This window comes from Steroidobacter gossypii (assembly GCF_016801985.1).
Classification (GTDB): domain Bacteria; phylum Pseudomonadota; class Gammaproteobacteria; order Steroidobacterales; family Steroidobacteraceae; genus Steroidobacter; species Steroidobacter gossypii.
Genome location: NZ_JAEVLS010000005.1, coordinates 575,725 through 593,017, shown reverse-complemented (window position 1 = coordinate 593,017; position 17,293 = coordinate 575,725). Strand labels below are relative to the sequence as shown.

The following is a 17,293-nucleotide window of genomic DNA, read 5'->3' as shown; positions in this document are numbered from 1 at the left end:
GTGAGTCGGCTCACATCGACCTCATCCGGGCGCGGCTAGAGTCGTTCCCGACCAATCTCGAAGGATCCCTGATGGAATTCCTGCTGTTGTGGGCCGACAACCTGGACGACGCCCTGGGCGCCGTGCGGCATCTGGCGCCCAAAATTCTGAGCTTCCTGGCTGCTTTCGCCCTGTTCGCGCTCACCGGATTCGCCCTGATGCTGGCGCCCGAAGCCACCCTGGCCGTGATCGGCCTGATGCTGTCCGTGCCGCTGTTGGAGCACCTGCGCCGGCGCCGGGCGAGCCCCGCCAAGCGACCCAGCAGCGAAGACTGACTCATTCCATGCTTGGTCCCAGGGCGGCTCGTCCCTGGGCACTCCCTTGAATATATGAGGGAGAATTGCCGTGACCCGCGCTTGAATCCTCGAGGCGGGTCCCCATAAGCCGACGCGTTATCTATCATTGCCGGCCTTCCCGGACCGGCCTCACCGCCCGTTGCCTTGGTATGCCTGCGTGCATGCAAGGGCGCGCTGGGCGCGACGCGAACTTATGGAGAGCACTACATGAACGAGACGGGTACGCACGAGACGCAGGCCCAGACTCTGGGCTTCCAGGCAGAGGTGAAGCAGCTGCTCAAGCTGATGATCCACTCGCTGTACAGCCACAAAGAGATCTTTCTGCGCGAGCTGATCTCCAACGCCTCCGACGCGCTCGACAAGCTGCGCTTCGAGGCGCTTGCCAGGCCCGAGTTGCTGGAAGGCGGCGGCGAGCTGGCCATCACCATCGACGCCGACTCCAAGGCGCACACGGTCACCATCTTCGACAACGGTATCGGCATGAGCCGCCAGGAAGCCATCGAGCACCTCGGCACCATCGCTAAATCCGGCACCGCGGATTTCCTGTCGCGTCTCACCGGCGATCAGAAAAAGGACGCGCAGCTGATCGGCCAGTTCGGCGTGGGCTTTTATTCCTCGTTCATCGTTGCGGAAAAAGTGGAAGTGTTCTCACGTCGCGCCGGTCTCGAGCCGAGCGCGGGTGTGCATTGGGTGTCGGCCGGCGATGGCGAATTCACCGTCTCGGACGTCGAGCTGCCGGAGCGCGGCACGCGCATCGTGCTGCATCTGAAAGAAGGCGATCACGAGTTCGCCGATCAGTACCGGATTCGTTCCCTGGTGCGGAAGTATTCCGATCACATCGCCTTCCCGGTGCGCATGCCCAAGCCCGCCCCATACAAGGCCGAGGAGGAAGAGAAGAAAGACGATTCGGTGGTTGCCGAAGTCGGCAAGGAAGAAGAAAAGCAGCAACCCGAGTTCGAGACCGTCAATCATGCGCAGGCGCTTTGGGCCCGACCGCGCACCGAGTTGAAGGACGAGGAATATAAAGAGTTCTATCGTCACGTCACCCACGACTTCACCGATCCGCTGGCGTGGTCGCACGGCAAAGTCGAGGGCAAAAAGGAATACACGAGCCTGCTGTACATCCCCTCGCGCGCGCCCTATGACCTGTGGCATCGCGAAGGCGCTCGCGGTTTGAAGCTGTATGTGCGTCGTGTGTTCATCATGGACGACGCCGAGCAGTTCCTGCCGCTGTATCTGCGCTTCGTCAAAGGCGTGGTCGATTCGGCGGATCTGCCGCTGAACATTTCGCGCGAGATGCTGCAGCAGGATCCGGCGATCGAGACCATGAAGACCGGCCTCGCGCGTCGCGTGCTCGACATGCTGGCGAAGATGGCGAAGGACGAGCCCGAGAAATACGCGACGTTCTGGAAAGAGTTCGGCACGGTGATGAAGGAAGGTCCGGCCGAGGATCACGCCAATCGCGAGCGCATCGCCAAGCTGCTGCGTTTCTCCAGCACCCTGGCGGACAAGCCGGAGCAGGATGTGTCGCTCGAGGACTACGTCGGCCGCATGAAGGAAGGCCAGAAAGAAATCTACTACGTGATCGCGGACAGCTTCAGCGCCGCCAAATCGAGCCCGCAGCTGGAAGTGCTGCGCAAGAAGGGCATCGAAGTGTTGCTGCTGTCGGATCGCGTCGACGAGTGGCTGGTCGATCACCTGCGCGAGTTCGATGGCAAGCAGCTGAAGAACGTGGCGCGCGGCGAGCTGGATTTCTCGGCCATTCAGTCGGAAGAGGAAAAGAAGGCGCAGGAGGAGCTTTCGCAAAGTCACAAGGATCTGGTCGAGCGCATCAAGAAGGCGCTCGCCGAACAGGTCAGCGATGTTCGCGTGACCGCGCGGCTTGCCGATTCGCCGGCGTGTCTGGTGCTGGGTCAGTACGATATGGGCGCGCAGATGCGCAGGATCATGGAGGCGGCGGGACAAAAAGCGCCGGTCAGCAAGCCGACGCTCGAGGTGAATCCTTCGCATCCTCTGTTGCAGAGAATCGAGAAGACTGCCGACGAGCCCGAGTTCAACGATCTGTCGATGCTCTTGTTCGAACAGGCTACCCTGGCCGACGGCGGTCAGTTGCCCGAGCCTTCGGCGTTCGTGCAGCGTCTGAATCGATTGTTGATGAAGACCGCCTGAGGGCCGTGATGAATAAACTTTCTATCATTTGCGTCAGCGTCGCCGCGGCTTTGCTCGCGGCGGCCTGCGGCAACGACGCTCCCAGCACCGCTCGCCGGCCCGCGGCCAGTGCCGCGCCTGCGATTACCGAGTTGCAGAAGATCGATATCGTCAAAGGAACGGGCGAGGGGATTTCTTCCGGCCAGCAGGCAGTCGTGCACTACACCGGCTGGTTGTACGAGCCGGGCGCGCCCGATCACAAAGGCATGCAGTTCGACAGCTCGCGGACCAGTGGTCGGCCGTTTCGTTTCACCATCGGTGCGGGGGGTGTGATCAAAGGTTGGGAAGAGGGCGTTCAAGGCATGCAGCCCGGCGGTCAACGCCAGCTGATCATTCCACCCGAGCTGGGCTACGGCGCCACCGGCGCCGGCGGCGGCCAGATCCCGCCCAACGCGACGCTGCTGTTCGATATCGAGTTACTCGCCATCGAAGACGCCCCGGCGCCTTGATAGCACCCGGAAGACCCACCCCTGAAGGATTGTTTGTTTCCTAACCCCCCACTCGAGGGGGTGGGTCTTTTTCCGGAGACGGTTACTTTTCCAGCGGCTTGGGTTGGTTGAACTTGGGATTGTTGGAATAAGTCCCGGTCAGTGTCGCCTGCGCGAGAATGTGCGGGCGAATGGCTTGCAGCACTTGCTGGCCGGTGAAATCGCCATCGACCGGCGCGCGCTCGCAGCTCAGCGCATAAACGGTGAAATGGTAGTGATGCACGAGCTCGTCGTTCCACGGCGGGCAGGGGCCATCGTAGCCCTTGTACGTGCCTTTCATGTCGGCGTCGCTGGCGAACCACGCGGTGTAGTCATTCACGCCCTGGCGGGAGCCGGCCGGGCCGCCGAGCTCCTTCTTGCCGCCGGCAACAATGCCGCTGGAGCATGCACCGGCTTTGATTTCGGTGATTTGCGGCGGAATATCCACCATCACCCAATGATAGAAATCGGTGCGCGGCAGGCTGGCGGGCACGCTCTTGCCTTCCTGGTTCACGTCGTCCGGCTTGCTCGGCACATCTGGATCGACGCAGATCAAGGCGAAACTGCGGGTGCCCGAAGGCGCATCGCTCCATTGCAGATGCGGGCTGTGATTTTCGGTGAGTCGGATGTGCAGCACAGGATCGGGCGCACCGAACGCGAATTTCTCGGGAATGGGCTGATCGTGCTGGAAGCTGGTGGAGTTGAGCTTCATATCGGTCACTGCTGGTCTCGTTGGAGATTGGAGAAAAAACTGTAGACGGCGGTCGATGTTCCGTCACCCGGTGCGAAATTATCGCCACGCAGATCGAGGCCCAAAAGCATCGGGCCCGACATGAATGGTACCCTGACGCCATGACTGCAAGCCCTCCGACCCCGACCCGCACGCTGACGATCCCCGGCCCCGCAGGCACTCTCGAAGCGCTGCTCGACGAGCCCACCACAGTGAGTTCGCCCGAAGCACTAGCCGTCGTCTGTCACCCTCATCCGCTCTACGGCGGCACCATGACCAACAAGGTCGTGTACTCGCTCGCCAAAGCGTTCAACGAAGCGGGTGCCACCGCCGTGCGTTTCAATTATCGCGGCGTGGGTGCGAGCACTGGCAGCTACGACGACGGCAATGGCGAGACCGCCGACGCGCAAGCGGTGCTGGACTGGGCAGCGGAGCGCTGGTCCGGCGCCCGGCTGTATCTGGCTGGATTTTCTTTCGGAGGCGCGGTCGCCATTCGTGCCGCCGCGACTCGCAATGTGACGCGGCTGGTAACGATTGCGCCTGCGATTCGCAGAGTGAGCGTGGACACGGGCTCGTTGCCGCAATGTCCCTGGCTGATCGTGCAGGGCGATCGAGATGAACTGGTGGATCCGAACGATATCCGACAATGGGCGCAGGAGTTGCCCGAATCGCCGCGACTGGTAATGCTCGAAGGCGTGGAACACTTCTTTCACGGCCGTTTGAACGACCTGCGGCAAACCGTTGTGCGCTGGCTGATCGAGCTGGCGCAACTGGGGCGCTGAACGCGACCCATCCAGCGCTCATCTGCTTGGCAGGCTTACGGAGTACGTATGTTACTGGCTCAGTTAAAAAAGATTTTTGGCGAGGAGCCGCTGCCGCGCGGCGTGCTGGAGGATCGCGAGCCGTTCGAGCTGGCGACCGCCGCGTTGTTGCTGGAGCTGGCGCGCTCGGACTTTTCCGAGCACGAAACCGAGGTAGAAGCAGTCCGACATCTGCTACAGAAGCGCTTCGAGCTCACCGACGACGCATTGGACGTGCTGATGGCCAACGCCGCGCGTCGCGCCGACAAAGCGGTGTCGCTGCATGAGCTCACGCATCGGTTGAATCGGGAATTGCCCGAGGAAGACAAGCTGGCGATCGTGGAAATGCTCTGGCAGGTCAGTCATGCCGACGGGCGCATCGACCCGCACGAGGAGCATCTGATCCGGCGCATCGCCGGGCTACTGCATATTTCGGATCGCGACCGGGTGCGCTTGAAGCTGAAGGTGGTCGTCGATCGCTAGAAGAGAGAAGTGACCACTGACGAACGACTGGTCAGAGGCGCATCTTTCGGGGTATCGGGGAGGGACGGCGCCGGACGAGTCCGGCGCCGCGAATCGAATCGGAAAGGTGAAACTTAGTTCACCATCTCCTTGAGGCTCTTCAGCGCCGCGATGCGCACTTTCTTGCTGGCGGGCTTGGCCTTGAATGTCATCTTTTCGCCGGTGAAGGGGTTGATGCCTTCGCGGGCCTTGGTGGCCGGCTTCTTCACGACCTTCATCTTCAGCAGGCCCGGCAGGGTAAACAGTCCCGAACCCTTCAGGCTCTTCTTCACTACGCCGCCCAAGGACTCAAACACATCCGACACCTGCTTCTTGGCAAGACCGGTGTCTTTGGAAATCTGCGCAAGGATCTCCGACTTGGTCGGCGCAGCATTCTTCTTTGCCATTTGTAGTCTCCTAAGTAAGTGACAAATCGCGCCGTCTCGAACAGGATCGGTCGCGGGCAATCGCAAGACGCGCGGAAAATAGCACAAGATTTGCCGGGAAATAAGCAGCCGACCGACTTTTTCGCCTATTTTTTAAGGGTCGCGCGCGCTCCCTCGCAGTCCGATCGCACCACCCGCAGCCATCGCGTCGGGCGAATGCGACTAACGACCGATGCAAGACGCCACGCCGCATGTTCCACGACGTGCGCCTTTCGACGTCGAGTCAATCAATTGGCGACGAATTCGCGTTTCAACTTCACGTTGAACGGCGCGCTTTCCCCGTTCGGCGTGACGTTGATGTCGAACACCAGGATTTCACTGCCCGAGATCGACACCTCGCCGATGGAATAGATCGCTTCACCCTCCGAAACGCGCCTCATCTCGATGTCCTTCAGCTGGCCGTTCAAGTTGTAGGCGTCCACCGCGACGTTGGCCTCCACCGGCTTGCGTGGCGCGTGCTCCGCTTCCTTGCGCAACACCGTCACGTTGAGCATGACCCGATTGCTACTGCGCTGGATGCCGTATGCGCGGGCGACGTCGGGCGTCAGTTCGTCGGTGCGCAGGGCGTTGAAGTGCACCTCGTAATTTCCGAAGTCCTTGAAGGTTTCGTCCAGGGCTTGCGCCGGCATGGCGCGTCGTTCGGGTTGCTCGGTGCAGCCGGTCAGCGCCAGCGGGGTGAGCAGAGCGCCGAGCAGGGCGGCGATCCACCGGGAATTCGATCTGGGAGCGATCGTGCGAACGGCGGTGTGCTTGCGTGTGTTGTTGAGCACCGGTGTTCTCCATGTCGATGGAGAACTGTTTATAGCACCGATTTCGCGCTCAAGTGATCGCGATGTTCAACGCCTGCAAACCGATGATCACGAACAGCGCCGACAGGTCGAATCCGCCCAGCGGCGGAATGATCCGGCGCACCGGACGCAGCAGCGGCTCGCACAAAGTGTCGATCAACGCCGCGCCCGGGCTGTGCGTGCCCGGCGCGATCCAGCTCAGGATCACATACAGGAACAGCGCGAAAATGTAGAAGTTCAGGATGGTCCGGATCAGCGTCAGGAACACGGCGGTGACGAACTGCGCCGGCGTGTAAACGAACGGATAACCGCCCAGCAGCCACATCAACGCGACCGCCGCGGCCTGCACGATGAGCAATGCGACGATGGATGCAGTGTCGACCTTGCCGATCGGCGGCAACACTCTGCGAAGTGGCAGCACCAGTGGATTGGTCATGCGGATCACGGCTTGCGACAGCTGATTGCGCGAATCTGCCCGCACCAGCGGCAGCAGAACTCGCAACAGGAAGACCGTGACCAGCAGCACCTGGAGCAGGGTGCCGACGATGAATCTGATGGCATCCATGAATATAAGGATGGGGAATAAAGGATGGGATCGAAGCTGGAGTGAAGGAGTTACGCGCTACCGAGTTCTTTGGCGAGCTGCGCCGAGCGTTGAGCGGCGGCGGCGACGGCCTGCGAAAAGATAGCACGGACGTTGCTTGCTTCGAGATGCTTGAGCGCCGCCTCGGTGGTGCCGCCCTTGGACGTCACCTGCTGGCGCAGAGTGGCGGGAGAGTCGCTGGACTCGCGCGCCATGAATCCCGAGCCATACGCCGTCTCGATCGCCAGTTTGCGCGCCACTGCGGCGGACAACCCCATGGATTCCCCGGCCGCTTCCAGCATCTCGATCAGCAGAAAGAAGTAAGCAGGCCCGCTGCCGGAGATCGCGGTGACCGTGTCCATATCGGCTTCGCGCTCGACCCACAGCGTCGCGCCGACCGCGCCGAGGATTTGTTCCGAAATCGAGCGGTTCGCTTCAGTCACCTGTTCATTCGCATAAAGCGCGGTGACGCCGCAGCCCTGCAGCGCCGGACGATTCGGCATGCAACGCACGACCTGCACGCCGCCGGCCCAGCGTTGAATGTCGGCGGCGAGAATGCCGGCGGCAATCGAGATCAGCAGGGGCCGAGTGCCGAGAATCTGCTCCTGTAGAGAGGTGACCACATCGCGCAATGTCTGCGGCTTGACGGCGAGCAGCACCACGTCCGCATTGCGCACGGCATCTGCGTTGTTGGAAACAGTCTGAACCTGGTAGTCGGCTTGCAGCGACTGCAGCGTGGGGGCGTAGGGATCGGCCACGACGATCCGGGCGGGATCCGTGCCCTTGGCGATCAATCCCCCGATCAGGCTGCGGCCCATGTTGCCGCCGCCGATGAATGCGATACGTTGTTTCATAGTCGGTTACTTATTCGTCTGGATGAATCCGTGGATTCTTCGCGTGTGCGTTGTGGCTTGACTGTCGACCTACTTGTAATGTCGTGCTCCAAAAATTGCTGTGCCGATCCGGACCCAGGTGGCGCCAGCGGCGACAGCTGCTTCCAGATCCGCAGTCATGCCCATGGATAGGGTGTCGAGCGCCAGGCCCGCGTCAACGAGTTGGCGCTGACAGACAGCCAGCCGTTCGAACAGCGCGCGCTGTTCATCGAACGTCTCTCGCGGCGGCGGAATACACATCAGACCGCGAAGCTTCAGCTTCGGCAGTGCGGCCACTTTGCGCGCCAGAGACAATGCTTCCTCGGGCGGCACGCCGCCCTTGCCCGGTTCGGGCTCGAGGCTGACCTGCACGCATACATTTAGAGGCGGAGCGTAGTGGGGCCGTTGCTCGTTGAGCCGCACGGCGATGCGCTCGCGATCCAGGGTGTGCACCCAGTCGAAATGCTCGGCCACGATGCGAGTCTTGTTGCCCTGGAGCTGGCCGGTGAAGTGCCAGGTGAGCTTCAGATCCTGCAATTCCTGCAGTTTCGGCAGCGCCTCCTGCAGGTAGTTCTCGCCGAAGTCGCGCTGGCCCTGCTCAGCCAGTTCCCGAATGGCGACAGCGGGGTGGCCCTTACTGATTGCGACCAGCCCGACGGAATCGCACAGTCTGCCCCACCGCGTCGCCGCCGAGGCGATGCGCTGACGGGTTTCCGTCCATCGATTCACCAGGTTTCGCGTCGCGCTATTCGTCACAGTGTCAGCCGAAATTTGCGGACCGGTTAACATATTGAGCCCGGTATCGCCCGTTTATACTGCCGCACGCTCGTCTTTTGCGCCCGCATCGCCCCGCTCACGAGCCCGCCGACGGTGGGGCGCTGGCAGGGCCGACTGTAAGGAAGATTCATGCCCGTCGATATCGCGCAGTTGTTGGCTTTCGCCGTCAAGAACAATGCCTCGGACCTGCATTTGTCGGCCGGCGTGCCGCCCATGATCCGGGTCGACGGCGACATGAAGCGCGTCAACATGCCGGCGCTCACTCATAAAGAAGTGCACAGCATGGTGTACGACATTATGAATGACAAGCAGCGCAAGGCTTATGAAGAGTTCTACGAGACGGACTTTTCCTTCGAGATTCCCAAGCTGGCGCGCTTTCGTGTCAACGCCTTCAACCAGAGCCGCGGCGCGGCCGCGGTGTTCCGAACCATTCCGTCGCTGATCATGTCGCTGGACGACTTGAACGCGCCGAAGATCTTCAAAGATCTGGCCATGCAGCCGCGTGGGCTGGTGCTGGTGACGGGCCCGACCGGTTCGGGCAAGTCGACCACCCTGGCGGCGATGGTCAATTACGTCAACGACAACAAGCCGGATCACATCATCACCATCGAGGATCCGATCGAGTTCGTGCACGAAAGCAAGCGCTCGCTGGTCAATCAGCGCGAAGTGCATCGTGACACGCTGGGCTTCTCGGAAGCTTTGCGCTCGGCGCTGCGTGAAGATCCGGACGTGGTGCTGGTCGGTGAAATGCGCGACCTCGAAACCATTCGTCTGGCGCTGACCGCGGCGGAAACCGGCCATTTGGTGTTCGGCACGCTGCACACCAGCTCGGCCGCCAAGACCATCGATCGTATCGTCGACGTGTTCCCGGCCGCCGAAAAGGAAATGGTGCGAACCATGTTGTCGGAATCGCTGCGCGCGGCGATTTCGCAAACGCTGCTCAAGCGCATCGGCGGCGGCCGCGTGGCCGCGCACGAAATCATGATCGGCACGCCCGCGATCCGTAACCTGATCCGTGAAGGCAAGATCGCGCAGATGTACTCGGCGATCCAGACCGGCCAGAAAGACGGCATGCAAACGCTCGACCAATGTTTGACCGAGCTGCTGCAAAAAGGCGTGGTCACCAAGGAAGAAGCACGGTTCCGCGCGCAGAACAAAGACGCGTTTTGATGTCCTCGTGCCCCGCCGCAGGCGAGGGCGCATCCATCTGCAAAGGTGGGACAGAAATTTAGGTAGGTTGCGAAATGGAACGCGAACAAGCTATCAAGCTGATGCAGGACCTGCTCAAGCGCGTCGTGGACCGCAAGGGCTCGGACCTGTTCATCACCGCCGGCTTTCCGCCCGCCATCAAGATCGACGGTGAGATCCGGCCGCAGTCCGAGCGCGTGCTCACGCCGGAGCAGGCCGCGGTGCTGGTCCGGTCGATCATGAACGACAAGCAGACCCGCGACTTCGACGCATCCAAGGAATGTAACTTCGCGATCGCGCCGGCGGGCATCGGTCGCTTTCGTGTCAGCGCGTTCGTGCAGCAGGGTCAGATCGGCTGCGTGGTTCGAACCATCAACGCCAAGATTCCCACGCTGGAAGAGATGCAGCTGCCCAACGTCCTGCGCGACGTGGTGATGAGCAAGCGCGGCCTGGTGATCCTGGTCGGCGGCACCGGCTCGGGTAAGTCCACCTCGCTCGCGGCGATGTTGAACTACCGCAACGAAAAGACGCGCGGGCACATCATCACCATCGAAGACCCGGTCGAGTACGTACACAACCACAAAGGTTGCGTGATCACGCACCGTGAAGTCGGCGTCGATTGCGAGAGCTGGCACGTGGCGCTCAAGAATACGTTGCGCCAGGCGCCGGACGTGATTCTGATCGGCGAAATCCGCGATCGCGATACGATGGAATACGGCATTCAATTCGCCGAAACCGGCCACCTGGTGCTCGCCACGCTGCACGCCAACAGTGCCAACCAGGCGCTGGATCGCATCATCAACTTCTTCCCGGAAGAGCGTCGGGAACAATTGCTGATGGATCTGTCGTTGAATATCCGTGCGCTGATTTCCCAGCGCCTGATTCCGCGCGAGTCCGGTTCCGGGCGCATCGCCGCCATGGAAATCATGTTGAACTCGCCGCTGATCGCGGACTTGATCTTCAAGGGCGAGGTGGCCCAAATCAAAGAGGTGATGGGCAAGTCGAATCGTCTGGGGATGAAGACCTTCGACCAGTCGCTGTTCGACCTGTACGAAAGCGGCATGATTTCCTACGAGGACGCGCTGCGTAACGCGGACTCCAAGAACGAGGTGCGCCTGCGGATCAAGCTCGAGAGCAAGCGCGAAATGAAGCTTTCGGATGAGGCGGGCGACAGCCTGCGCATCATGGAAGAGGAAACCGAAGGCGTGATTGGCCGATAGGGTCGTTGCACACATGGCTGCCGAAAGCGAAACAGTCGAGAACGAAACCGGGGCGGTGGACACTGGCGAAGAGCGCCAGGTCGTTCTCAACACCAAACCGCTCTTCAAGTTGATGGTGGACAAGCGGGCGTCCGACTTGTTCTTCACCTCCTACGCGCCGATCAAGATCAAGATCGAAGGCCAGATCTTTCCGGTCAACAAGCAGATGCTGACGCCGGAAGTGGTGCGGCAGGCGGCCTATGGCCTGATGACCCAGGAACAGATCGACGCGTTCAACGACGAGCTGGAGATCGACTTCGCGATTTCCGAGCCGGGGTTGGGGCGCTTCCGCGTCAACGTTTTCCATCAGCGCGGCAACCCGGCGATGGTGCTTCGTTACATCACGGCGGACATGCCGCGCATCGACGATCTGGGTCTGCCGGAGATCCTGAAAGATCTCATGATGATGAAGCGCGGCCTGTTGCTGATGGTCGGCGCCACCGGCTCGGGCAAGTCGACCACCCTGGCGGCGATGATCAACTATCGCAACGAGAACTCCTCGGATCACATCATCACCATCGAGGATCCGATCGAGTTTCTGCATTCGAACAAGAAGTCCATCATCAATCAGCGTGAAGTCGGTTTGGATACCAAGTCCTATGCTCGCGCCTTGCGTAGCGCGATGCGCGCGGCGCCGGACGTGCTGCTGATCGGCGAGATTCGAGATCGTGAGACCATGGAGTCCGCGATCATGCTCGCCGGTACGGGTCACTTGGTGCTGGCGACCCTGCATGCGAACAACTCGGCGGAGACGCTGGATCGCATCATCAACATGTTCCCCTTGGATCAGCACACGCAGATCTTCCTCGACCTTTCGCAGTACCTGCGCGCGGTCATTGCTCAGCGTCTGGTGCCGGGTAAGAACAAGCGGCGCGTGGCGGCGGTGGAGTTGCTGATCAATACGCCTCATGTGCAGGAGCTGATCAAGAAGGGTGACGTGCTGGGTGCCAAGGAGGCTTTGCGCACGAGCTCCGAGAAGGGCATGCAGCACTTCGATACGGCCTTGTACGAGCTATACAAGCAGGGGCGTATCACGATGGAAGATGCCCTGGCCTACGCTGACTCTCGCACCAACCTGGAAGCGAAGATCAACTTCGGCTAAGTCGGCTGCCAAGAATTCGGGCGGCGTCGGTGGCTGGCGTGCGCCCGGAAGGGGTCGGCGCCTAGCGAGCCGTTACGCCGATGTTTCCTGCGCCGGAATCACGGTCACAGTTAATCCGAAGCGGCGGGCTAAGTCTTCCGTGGCTGAGATCGTGGAGTCTGGGCCGGAGACGGCGAGATGTAGGCCTTCGCGAGTGGCGGGATCGGTGGCTCGCAGCCACGCGTCGGCCAACTCGGTGACAGGGCCGTCGTAACATCCGGGCAGGCCGAGCGGGCTGGCCAATCGGCTGGCGATGCCGAACTCTTCGAGCGCCGGGATGGCGGCGATCACACCGGCAGGCATGCCGGGGACGAGAATCGTCGACGGCCGAGGCTTGAATGGAAACGCGCTATCGCTGCCAAAAAGAACCAGCAGCGGCGAGCGCGAGTCGGCCTCGTGAAATTCGTTGGCGGCGCGGATCAGCGCCGCGTATCCGGAGTCCGACCCAATCAGCAGTCGCACGACTCACCTGCGAAGAATCATTGAAAGTGCCGACGCGCCTGCACGTTGCGGGCGATGGTCGCAAGTACGGCCATGCGGACGGCGACGCCGTTGGTCACTTGTTGCTGGATGACAGATTGCGGCCCATCCGCCACGTTGCTGGCAATTTCAACGTCGCGATTCATCGGGCCGGGGTGCATCACGATAGCCCCGGGGCGAGCCTTGGCCAAACGGTCGGCAGTGATGCCGAAGCTGCGGTGATAGCTCACCTCGTCGGGAATCTGCGCGCCGCTCATGCGCTCGCGCTGGATGCGCAAGGCCATCACGACATCGACATCAGCGATCGCCTGGTCGATGTTTGTAAACCGGGTGGCGCCAGCAAATTCATTCGCACCGGGCATCAGATCTTCCGGCGCAGCAATGCGCAGCTCTTCGACACCAAGGGTACTGAAGGCCTGCCAGGCCGAACGAGCCACGCGCGAGTGACTGATGTCCCCGGCGATCAGAATCTTCAGTTTGCTGAAGTCGCCCTTGGCCTGCCGAACAGTGAGCGCATCGAGCAGCCCCTGCGTGGGATGCGAAAGGTGCGCCTCACCCGCATTCAAAATACAAACATGAGGCGCGACATACCGCGCGACGTATGCAGGCAAACCTGGCTCGGCGTCGCGCATCACGAGGACGTCGGCGAGCATCGCCTGTAGGGTGTAAATCGTATCGAGCACCGTCTCGCCTTTGACGCGCGAGGACGACTGCATGTCCAGGTTGACCACATCCGCGCCCAGTCGCTGGGCGGCCAGCTCGAACGACACGCGAGTGCGTGTGCTAGGTTCAAAGAACAAATTGGCGACGGTATGGCCGGCCAACGACTGATCGCGAGCAGGGAGATCGCCGGGGGAGCGTACGTAGAACTGGGCCAGGTCCAGCAGCGCGATCATTTCGTCGCGGCTCAGGCCTTCCAGGGTGATGAGGTGGCGCAGTCGCCCTTCGGCGTCGCGCTGTACTTGAGCGCTGGTGTCGGTAGTCGTCATGGCAGGGCGCGATTGTAGTCCAAGCGCGCCGGCCCCGGCAGGCGGATGTCGGCCTTCCGCTCGAGCCGGGCGCCGTGCGTGTCACGGCGCCCGCCCGAAGTCGAACGATCTCGCGGCTATCGCAGCTGGACTGTCAGGCCCATCAGCGGCTGCGTTCCGGCCGGGCCGATCGCGCCGATGGGCATCAGCGCGCCGCTCCGGAGGTTCACCCGGTACAGCGTGGATTGAGTGCTGCCGGTGGGCTGCAAGGCGGCGACAGCAAGTCCGTCATCACCGCCCACGATGTCGAAGCCGCCGCTGAAAGCGAAAGTCTGCGTGGTGGAGAGCGGTCCGATCGTCGTGAGCAAGCCGTCGTTGGCCGGCTTCTGGCTGACCAGCGAGTTGATGCCCAGGTCGACGTTGAACAACGTGGTGTCGGTGGTGCCGGCGAAGTTGCTGGTGTACGCGATCGCCACCACATCCGGCGCCGGTCGGTTGGGATCGTCCCGGCGCCTCAGGAATTGCGCCGTGATGGTGGCGCCGCTATCGACCAGCACCGCGAGGTTGTGTTCGGCATCGCTGAGGACGCGCAGCGCGTCGGCCGTCGGACTGAAGTCGGTGCCGAACGTCGTGCCGATGAGCCGTTGGAATGGATCGCCAGTGTTCGGCATCAAGGTCGCACCGAGCCGTGCGCGGGCCGTCGCAGGATCGACGGTGTAAAGGCGACCCGCATCCGTGAGCAGATACATCAGCCCGTTCGACGGGCGGATGTCGAAGCCCAACACCTGCTCGCCGCCTTGCAGCCCGTTGAGGAACATGCTGCTGTCCAACGTTCCCGGCGAGGTGACTTTGAAGCTGACGAGGCGACCGTCCCGAGTCAAACCGAGCAGCGTGGCTTGCGGAACACTGGAGTGAGTCAGCGCACGGATGCGATTCGGGCCGCCGATCGTCCCCATGCGCGTCGCCGCGCCGGAGCCCAGGTTGATGCGATACAAATCGGTGGCGTTGCCGGTGCCCACGTTGAACGCCGCGAAGGCTGTGTTGTTTACCGCATTGATATCGAAGCCCGCCATCGCTCGCACGTCGCCGATGTTCAATGCACCCACGTCCAGCAGATCGCCATTGTTGGGGCTGCCCGAAGTCCGACCTTGGATCAGCAGGCGATCGCTCTGGGTATCGATGACATACAACGTGCTCGTGCCTGTGCCTGCGAAGCTGTTGGTGTAGGCCGCCGCGGTGACGCTCGAGCCCGCGGTGAGTGGAGTGTCGGTGAAGACTTCGCCCGTCGTGAAGAGCACACGCAGGTTCATTCCATTGCTGCTCAATACTCGCAGGCCATCGGCCACCGGGCTCACGTCCACAGTGATGTTGCTGCCGTCGAGACCTGTGAAAGGATCGTTGGCTGAAGCGCTCAGCGTGGCTCGGAAGGCAACCGTGCCGGTCGCCGCGTTCACCGTGTAGAGGCGTCCGGCATCGGTGAGCGCGTAGACATTGTTATCCGCGGGTCGCATGTCGATGCTCAACACCGTCTCATTGCCCTGCAAACCGTTGATCGATGCACTCGAGCAAAGCGCCTGGGGCAGGCCGCTGTTGAACGAGATCAGCGAATTGTTGTCGGTGAGGGCGAGCAACTCGCCGAGGGGCTGTGGCGGCGTGGTGGCCGGCACAGGTCGCGCGAGGCCGAGAATGCTTTCGCCGCCATTCAGGTTGCCGATCGGCCCGACCAGTGTGGCCGCGCCGGTCGTGAGATCGATCGTGTAAAGCGAAGTCACGCCTGCGACGGTGAGCGCCGCGACGGCTGAATTGACGCCATCGGGTCCGGTGGAGATATCGAAGCCCGTCATCGCTGCCGCATCCACGGTCAGAGGACCGATCGGAGTCAGCACGCCGCCGCTGGCGTTCGCGCTGGTCATCAAACGATCGGCCGTGCTGTCGATGTAGTAGGGCGTGGTGCGGCAGGTGGAGGTGAAATTGTTGGTATAAGCAACTTCAGTGATGCCGCTGGCGTTGATGCCGCCGACCGTCAGCATCGTATCGGTGAACGTCGCGCCCGTGTCCATGTTCACTCGCAGGTTCTGGCCGGAGTTGCTCACGATTCGCAGCGCGTCCACCAGGTTGTTCACATCGATGCTGACGCGCGTGCCATCGAGCGAGCTGTAGCGATCGGTCGTATCGGACGGGTCGGCGGCCAGCGTGGTTTTCAGCGTCGCAGTGGCGCTGTTCGGATCGATCGTATAAAGGCCACCCTGATTGCCCAGTGCGATCAGTTGCGCCGCGGGCATGCCACCGGGCCGCAGATCGAAACCGACGATGTTCTCGCCGGCGCGCAGGCCGGTAATGGCGGCCACCGAGCTGTTGGCGGGCGTCGCGCTGTTGAAACTCACCAGGCGGTTGGCGCTGGTGATGGCGAATGTATCGCCTTGCACGATGCCGCCCGGAGCATTGGGAGGAGCCGGCGGATCGTCGCCTCCGCCGCCGCCACCGCCGCAGCCCATCAGCGGCAGCGTGAACAAACAATACAAAGCCACTCGAGTGCGCGGTTGCAGAGCCATCGTTAGCCTGTTGGAAGATCAGCCGGAGATATCGCTCAAGTTCGGCGTCAGGCGATTGACGGATGCAGCGATTCGCGATCAAGGCGTCGCTGTGCGTTGTTTGTTTTGAAATCGAGAGTTCGAATGCAACATTCGGCCGGAAGACTCGCCCCTGCGGCTCCGGTTCAGCGAGCCTGTTCGGCGGCGTGCGGATTTTCGAGCCACTGCTCGAGCAGGATGCGGGCGGCGATCATGTCCACGTCGGCATGCGTGTTCCGGCGCTTTTTCATTCCGGAGGCGCGAGCATCGCGCAGCTGCGATTCCGCCTCGCGGGAGCTGAGTCGTTCATCGACCAGCGCGACAGGCTTGTTGAAGCGCGCGCGCAGTTCAGCGGCGAAGGTGCGGCTCACATCGGTGAGCACAGTGGGAGTGCCGTCCATGTTCCAGGGCAGGCCGACGACGAACTGCGCAGGCTGATACTCCCGCACCAGCTTGTCGATTGCGGCCCAGGGCATGGTGTCGCCACGTTCGATCGTCGTGAGTGCGCGAGCAGTGCGAGTCAGCGTGTCGCCGCTGGCGACCCCGATGCGTCGGGTGCCGTAGTCGAACGCGAGAATGACCTGTGGAGCCAAATTGAAGCGGGCCGCCTAGGCGTGACCCACCTGATCGCTGATGGTCGCGAGATCCACGCCGAGCAGCCGGCCGGCGGCGCGCCAGCGTTGCTCGTAAGGCGTGTCGAACAGAATGCGCTCATCGCAGGGCGCGGTGAGCCAGGCATTTTGCGCCAGCTCGGTTTCCAGCTGACCGGCGCTCCAGCCGGCGTACCCCAACGCGACCAGCGCAGTGTTCGGACCGGCGCCGCGAGCCATGGCGTTCAGAATGTCCGGTGAGGTCGTGACCTGCAGGCGGGGCGACACCTGGCGGGTATGTTCCCAATGACCGCCCACCTGGTGCACGACAAAGCCGCGATCGGTCTGCACCGGGCCGCCCTGGAGCACCTGCTGGTGTCCGAATACACCGGGCGCGGTCGGCATCTTGAGCTGCTCGAACACGTCCAGCAGTCGCATCTGCAACGGCCGGTTGATGATGATCCCCAAGGCGCCGTCGGCATTGTGCTCCCAGATAAACGTGACCGTCTGGGCGAAATTGCTGTCGGTCATCGCCGGCATGGCGATGAGGAACTGGTTGGTGAGGTAGTCGCCTGCGGACATGGGCCAAG

At 62.1% G+C, this 17,293-nt stretch carries 19 protein-coding genes; 8 read left to right on the top strand and 11 right to left on the bottom strand.

The annotated features are described in order from the left end of the window. Positions 1-71 precede the first annotated feature (71 nt). The 3 genes from JM946_RS23000 to JM946_RS22990 all read left to right on the top strand — a co-directional run bounded on the left by JM946_RS23000 (position 72) and on the right by JM946_RS22990 (position 2,992). Positions 72-314, top strand: a complete 243-nt coding sequence (locus tag JM946_RS23000) for a hypothetical protein (RefSeq protein ID WP_203169716.1) — start codon at positions 72-74, stop codon at positions 312-314. 228 nt (positions 315-542) lie between these two features. Continuing rightward, entirely contained in the window at positions 543-2,504 is a 1,962-nt protein-coding gene (gene htpG, locus JM946_RS22995; RefSeq protein WP_203169715.1) for a molecular chaperone HtpG, read from the top strand. An 8-nt stretch (positions 2,505-2,512) separates the two neighbouring features. Further along, positions 2,513-2,992, top strand: coding sequence for an FKBP-type peptidyl-prolyl cis-trans isomerase (locus JM946_RS22990; protein ID WP_203169714.1), 480 nt, complete (start codon positions 2,513-2,515; stop codon positions 2,990-2,992). A gap of 82 nt (positions 2,993-3,074) precedes the next feature. Here the strand turns inward: JM946_RS22990 and JM946_RS22985 are convergent, their stop codons facing one another. Next, positions 3,075-3,722, bottom strand: a complete 648-nt coding sequence (locus JM946_RS22985) for a YbhB/YbcL family Raf kinase inhibitor-like protein (RefSeq protein WP_203169868.1) — start codon at positions 3,720-3,722, stop codon at positions 3,075-3,077. Positions 3,723-3,862: 140 nt separating this feature from the next. On the opposite strand from JM946_RS22985, the gene JM946_RS22980 reads away from it, so the two are divergent. Both JM946_RS22980 and JM946_RS22975 read left to right on the top strand, forming a co-directional pair. Next, positions 3,863-4,522 carry an alpha/beta hydrolase gene (locus tag JM946_RS22980; RefSeq protein WP_203169713.1) on the top strand — a complete coding sequence of 220 codons (660 nt, stop codon included), beginning with the start codon at positions 3,863-3,865 and terminating at the stop codon, positions 4,520-4,522. 48 nt (positions 4,523-4,570) lie between these two features. Continuing rightward, positions 4,571-5,023 carry a tellurite resistance TerB family protein gene (locus tag JM946_RS22975; protein ID WP_203169712.1) on the top strand — a complete coding sequence of 151 codons (453 nt, stop codon included), beginning with the start codon at positions 4,571-4,573 and terminating at the stop codon, positions 5,021-5,023. A gap of 113 nt (positions 5,024-5,136) precedes the next feature. Here the strand turns inward: JM946_RS22975 and JM946_RS22970 are convergent, their stop codons facing one another. The 5 genes from JM946_RS22970 to JM946_RS22950 form a co-directional block, all read right to left on the bottom strand. Continuing rightward, complete coding sequence (locus tag JM946_RS22970) at positions 5,137-5,448, bottom strand: HU family DNA-binding protein (RefSeq protein WP_203169711.1); 312 nt, start codon at positions 5,446-5,448, stop codon at positions 5,137-5,139. A 266-nt stretch (positions 5,449-5,714) separates the two neighbouring features. Beyond that, the gene (locus tag JM946_RS22965; protein ID WP_203169710.1) at positions 5,715-6,257 is read right to left on the bottom strand and encodes a DUF4426 domain-containing protein; all 543 of its coding nucleotides are present in this window, start codon (positions 6,255-6,257) and stop codon (positions 5,715-5,717) included. 49 nt (positions 6,258-6,306) lie between these two features. Next, positions 6,307-6,840, bottom strand: coding sequence for a YggT family protein (locus JM946_RS22960; protein ID WP_203169709.1), 534 nt, complete (start codon positions 6,838-6,840; stop codon positions 6,307-6,309). A gap of 50 nt (positions 6,841-6,890) precedes the next feature. Beyond that, positions 6,891-7,712, bottom strand: coding sequence for a pyrroline-5-carboxylate reductase (gene proC, locus JM946_RS22955; protein WP_203169708.1), 822 nt, complete (start codon positions 7,710-7,712; stop codon positions 6,891-6,893). Between the two features lie 69 nt (positions 7,713-7,781). Beyond that, on the bottom strand, positions 7,782-8,459 hold the full coding sequence (locus JM946_RS22950) for a YggS family pyridoxal phosphate-dependent enzyme (RefSeq protein ID WP_322110964.1): 678 nt from the start codon (positions 8,457-8,459) through the stop codon (positions 7,782-7,784). A 177-nt stretch (positions 8,460-8,636) separates the two neighbouring features. On the opposite strand from JM946_RS22950, the gene JM946_RS22945 reads away from it, so the two are divergent. The 3 genes from JM946_RS22945 (at position 8,637) to JM946_RS22935 (ending at position 12,056) form a co-directional block, all read left to right on the top strand. Then, a complete protein-coding gene (locus JM946_RS22945; RefSeq protein ID WP_203169706.1) occupies positions 8,637-9,677 on the top strand; it encodes a type IV pilus twitching motility protein PilT in 1,041 nt (346 codons plus the stop codon). Positions 9,678-9,751: 74 nt separating this feature from the next. Continuing rightward, positions 9,752-10,915, top strand: coding sequence for a PilT/PilU family type 4a pilus ATPase (locus tag JM946_RS22940; RefSeq protein ID WP_203169705.1), 1,164 nt, complete (start codon positions 9,752-9,754; stop codon positions 10,913-10,915). Positions 10,916-10,928: 13 nt separating this feature from the next. Beyond that, entirely contained in the window at positions 10,929-12,056 is a 1,128-nt protein-coding gene (locus JM946_RS22935) for a PilT/PilU family type 4a pilus ATPase (RefSeq protein WP_203169704.1), read from the top strand. Between the two features lie 72 nt (positions 12,057-12,128). On the opposite strand, the gene JM946_RS22930 is transcribed toward JM946_RS22935, so the two are convergent. From JM946_RS22930 to JM946_RS22910, 5 genes are all read right to left on the bottom strand, one after another. Beyond that, a complete protein-coding gene (locus JM946_RS22930) occupies positions 12,129-12,557 on the bottom strand; it encodes a hypothetical protein (RefSeq protein ID WP_203169703.1) in 429 nt (142 codons plus the stop codon). Between the two features lie 17 nt (positions 12,558-12,574). Continuing rightward, positions 12,575-13,564, bottom strand: a complete 990-nt coding sequence (locus tag JM946_RS22925) for an aspartate carbamoyltransferase catalytic subunit (RefSeq protein WP_203169702.1) — start codon at positions 13,562-13,564, stop codon at positions 12,575-12,577. Positions 13,565-13,680: 116 nt separating this feature from the next. Beyond that, on the bottom strand, positions 13,681-16,095 hold the full coding sequence (locus JM946_RS22920; protein ID WP_203169701.1) for a DUF4394 domain-containing protein: 2,415 nt from the start codon (positions 16,093-16,095) through the stop codon (positions 13,681-13,683). 164 nt (positions 16,096-16,259) lie between these two features. Next, positions 16,260-16,706 carry a Holliday junction resolvase RuvX gene (gene ruvX / locus JM946_RS22915; RefSeq protein WP_203169700.1) on the bottom strand — a complete coding sequence of 149 codons (447 nt, stop codon included), beginning with the start codon at positions 16,704-16,706 and terminating at the stop codon, positions 16,260-16,262. A 15-nt stretch (positions 16,707-16,721) separates the two neighbouring features. Beyond that, positions 16,722-17,285, bottom strand: coding sequence for a YqgE/AlgH family protein (locus JM946_RS22910; protein WP_203169699.1), 564 nt, complete (start codon positions 17,283-17,285; stop codon positions 16,722-16,724). Between the last annotated feature and the right edge of the window lie 8 nt (positions 17,286-17,293).

Coding starts and splice junctions, on each gene's coding strand:
- JM946_RS22960 (WP_203169709.1), bottom strand. CDS start 6,840: ATGGATGCCATCAGATTCATCGTCGGCACCCTGCTCCAGGTGCTGCTG.
- JM946_RS22980 (WP_203169713.1), top strand. CDS start 3,863: ATGACTGCAAGCCCTCCGACCCCGACCCGCACGCTGACGATCCCCGGC.
- JM946_RS22940 (WP_203169705.1), top strand. CDS start 9,752: ATGGAACGCGAACAAGCTATCAAGCTGATGCAGGACCTGCTCAAGCGC.
- JM946_RS22975 (WP_203169712.1), top strand. CDS start 4,571: ATGTTACTGGCTCAGTTAAAAAAGATTTTTGGCGAGGAGCCGCTGCCG.
- JM946_RS22945 (WP_203169706.1), top strand. CDS start 8,637: ATGCCCGTCGATATCGCGCAGTTGTTGGCTTTCGCCGTCAAGAACAAT.
- JM946_RS22920 (WP_203169701.1), bottom strand. CDS start 16,095: ATGGCTCTGCAACCGCGCACTCGAGTGGCTTTGTATTGTTTGTTCACG.
- JM946_RS22970 (WP_203169711.1), bottom strand. CDS start 5,448: ATGGCAAAGAAGAATGCTGCGCCGACCAAGTCGGAGATCCTTGCGCAG.
- JM946_RS23000 (WP_203169716.1), top strand. CDS start 72: ATGGAATTCCTGCTGTTGTGGGCCGACAACCTGGACGACGCCCTGGGC.
- proC (WP_203169708.1), bottom strand. CDS start 7,712: ATGAAACAACGTATCGCATTCATCGGCGGCGGCAACATGGGCCGCAGC.
- JM946_RS22910 (WP_203169699.1), bottom strand. CDS start 17,285: ATGTCCGCAGGCGACTACCTCACCAACCAGTTCCTCATCGCCATGCCG.
- JM946_RS22985 (WP_203169868.1), bottom strand. CDS start 3,722: ATGAAGCTCAACTCCACCAGCTTCCAGCACGATCAGCCCATTCCCGAG.
- JM946_RS22990 (WP_203169714.1), top strand. CDS start 2,513: ATGAATAAACTTTCTATCATTTGCGTCAGCGTCGCCGCGGCTTTGCTC.
- htpG (WP_203169715.1), top strand. CDS start 543: ATGAACGAGACGGGTACGCACGAGACGCAGGCCCAGACTCTGGGCTTC.
- JM946_RS22925 (WP_203169702.1), bottom strand. CDS start 13,564: ATGACGACTACCGACACCAGCGCTCAAGTACAGCGCGACGCCGAAGGG.
- JM946_RS22935 (WP_203169704.1), top strand. CDS start 10,929: ATGGCTGCCGAAAGCGAAACAGTCGAGAACGAAACCGGGGCGGTGGAC.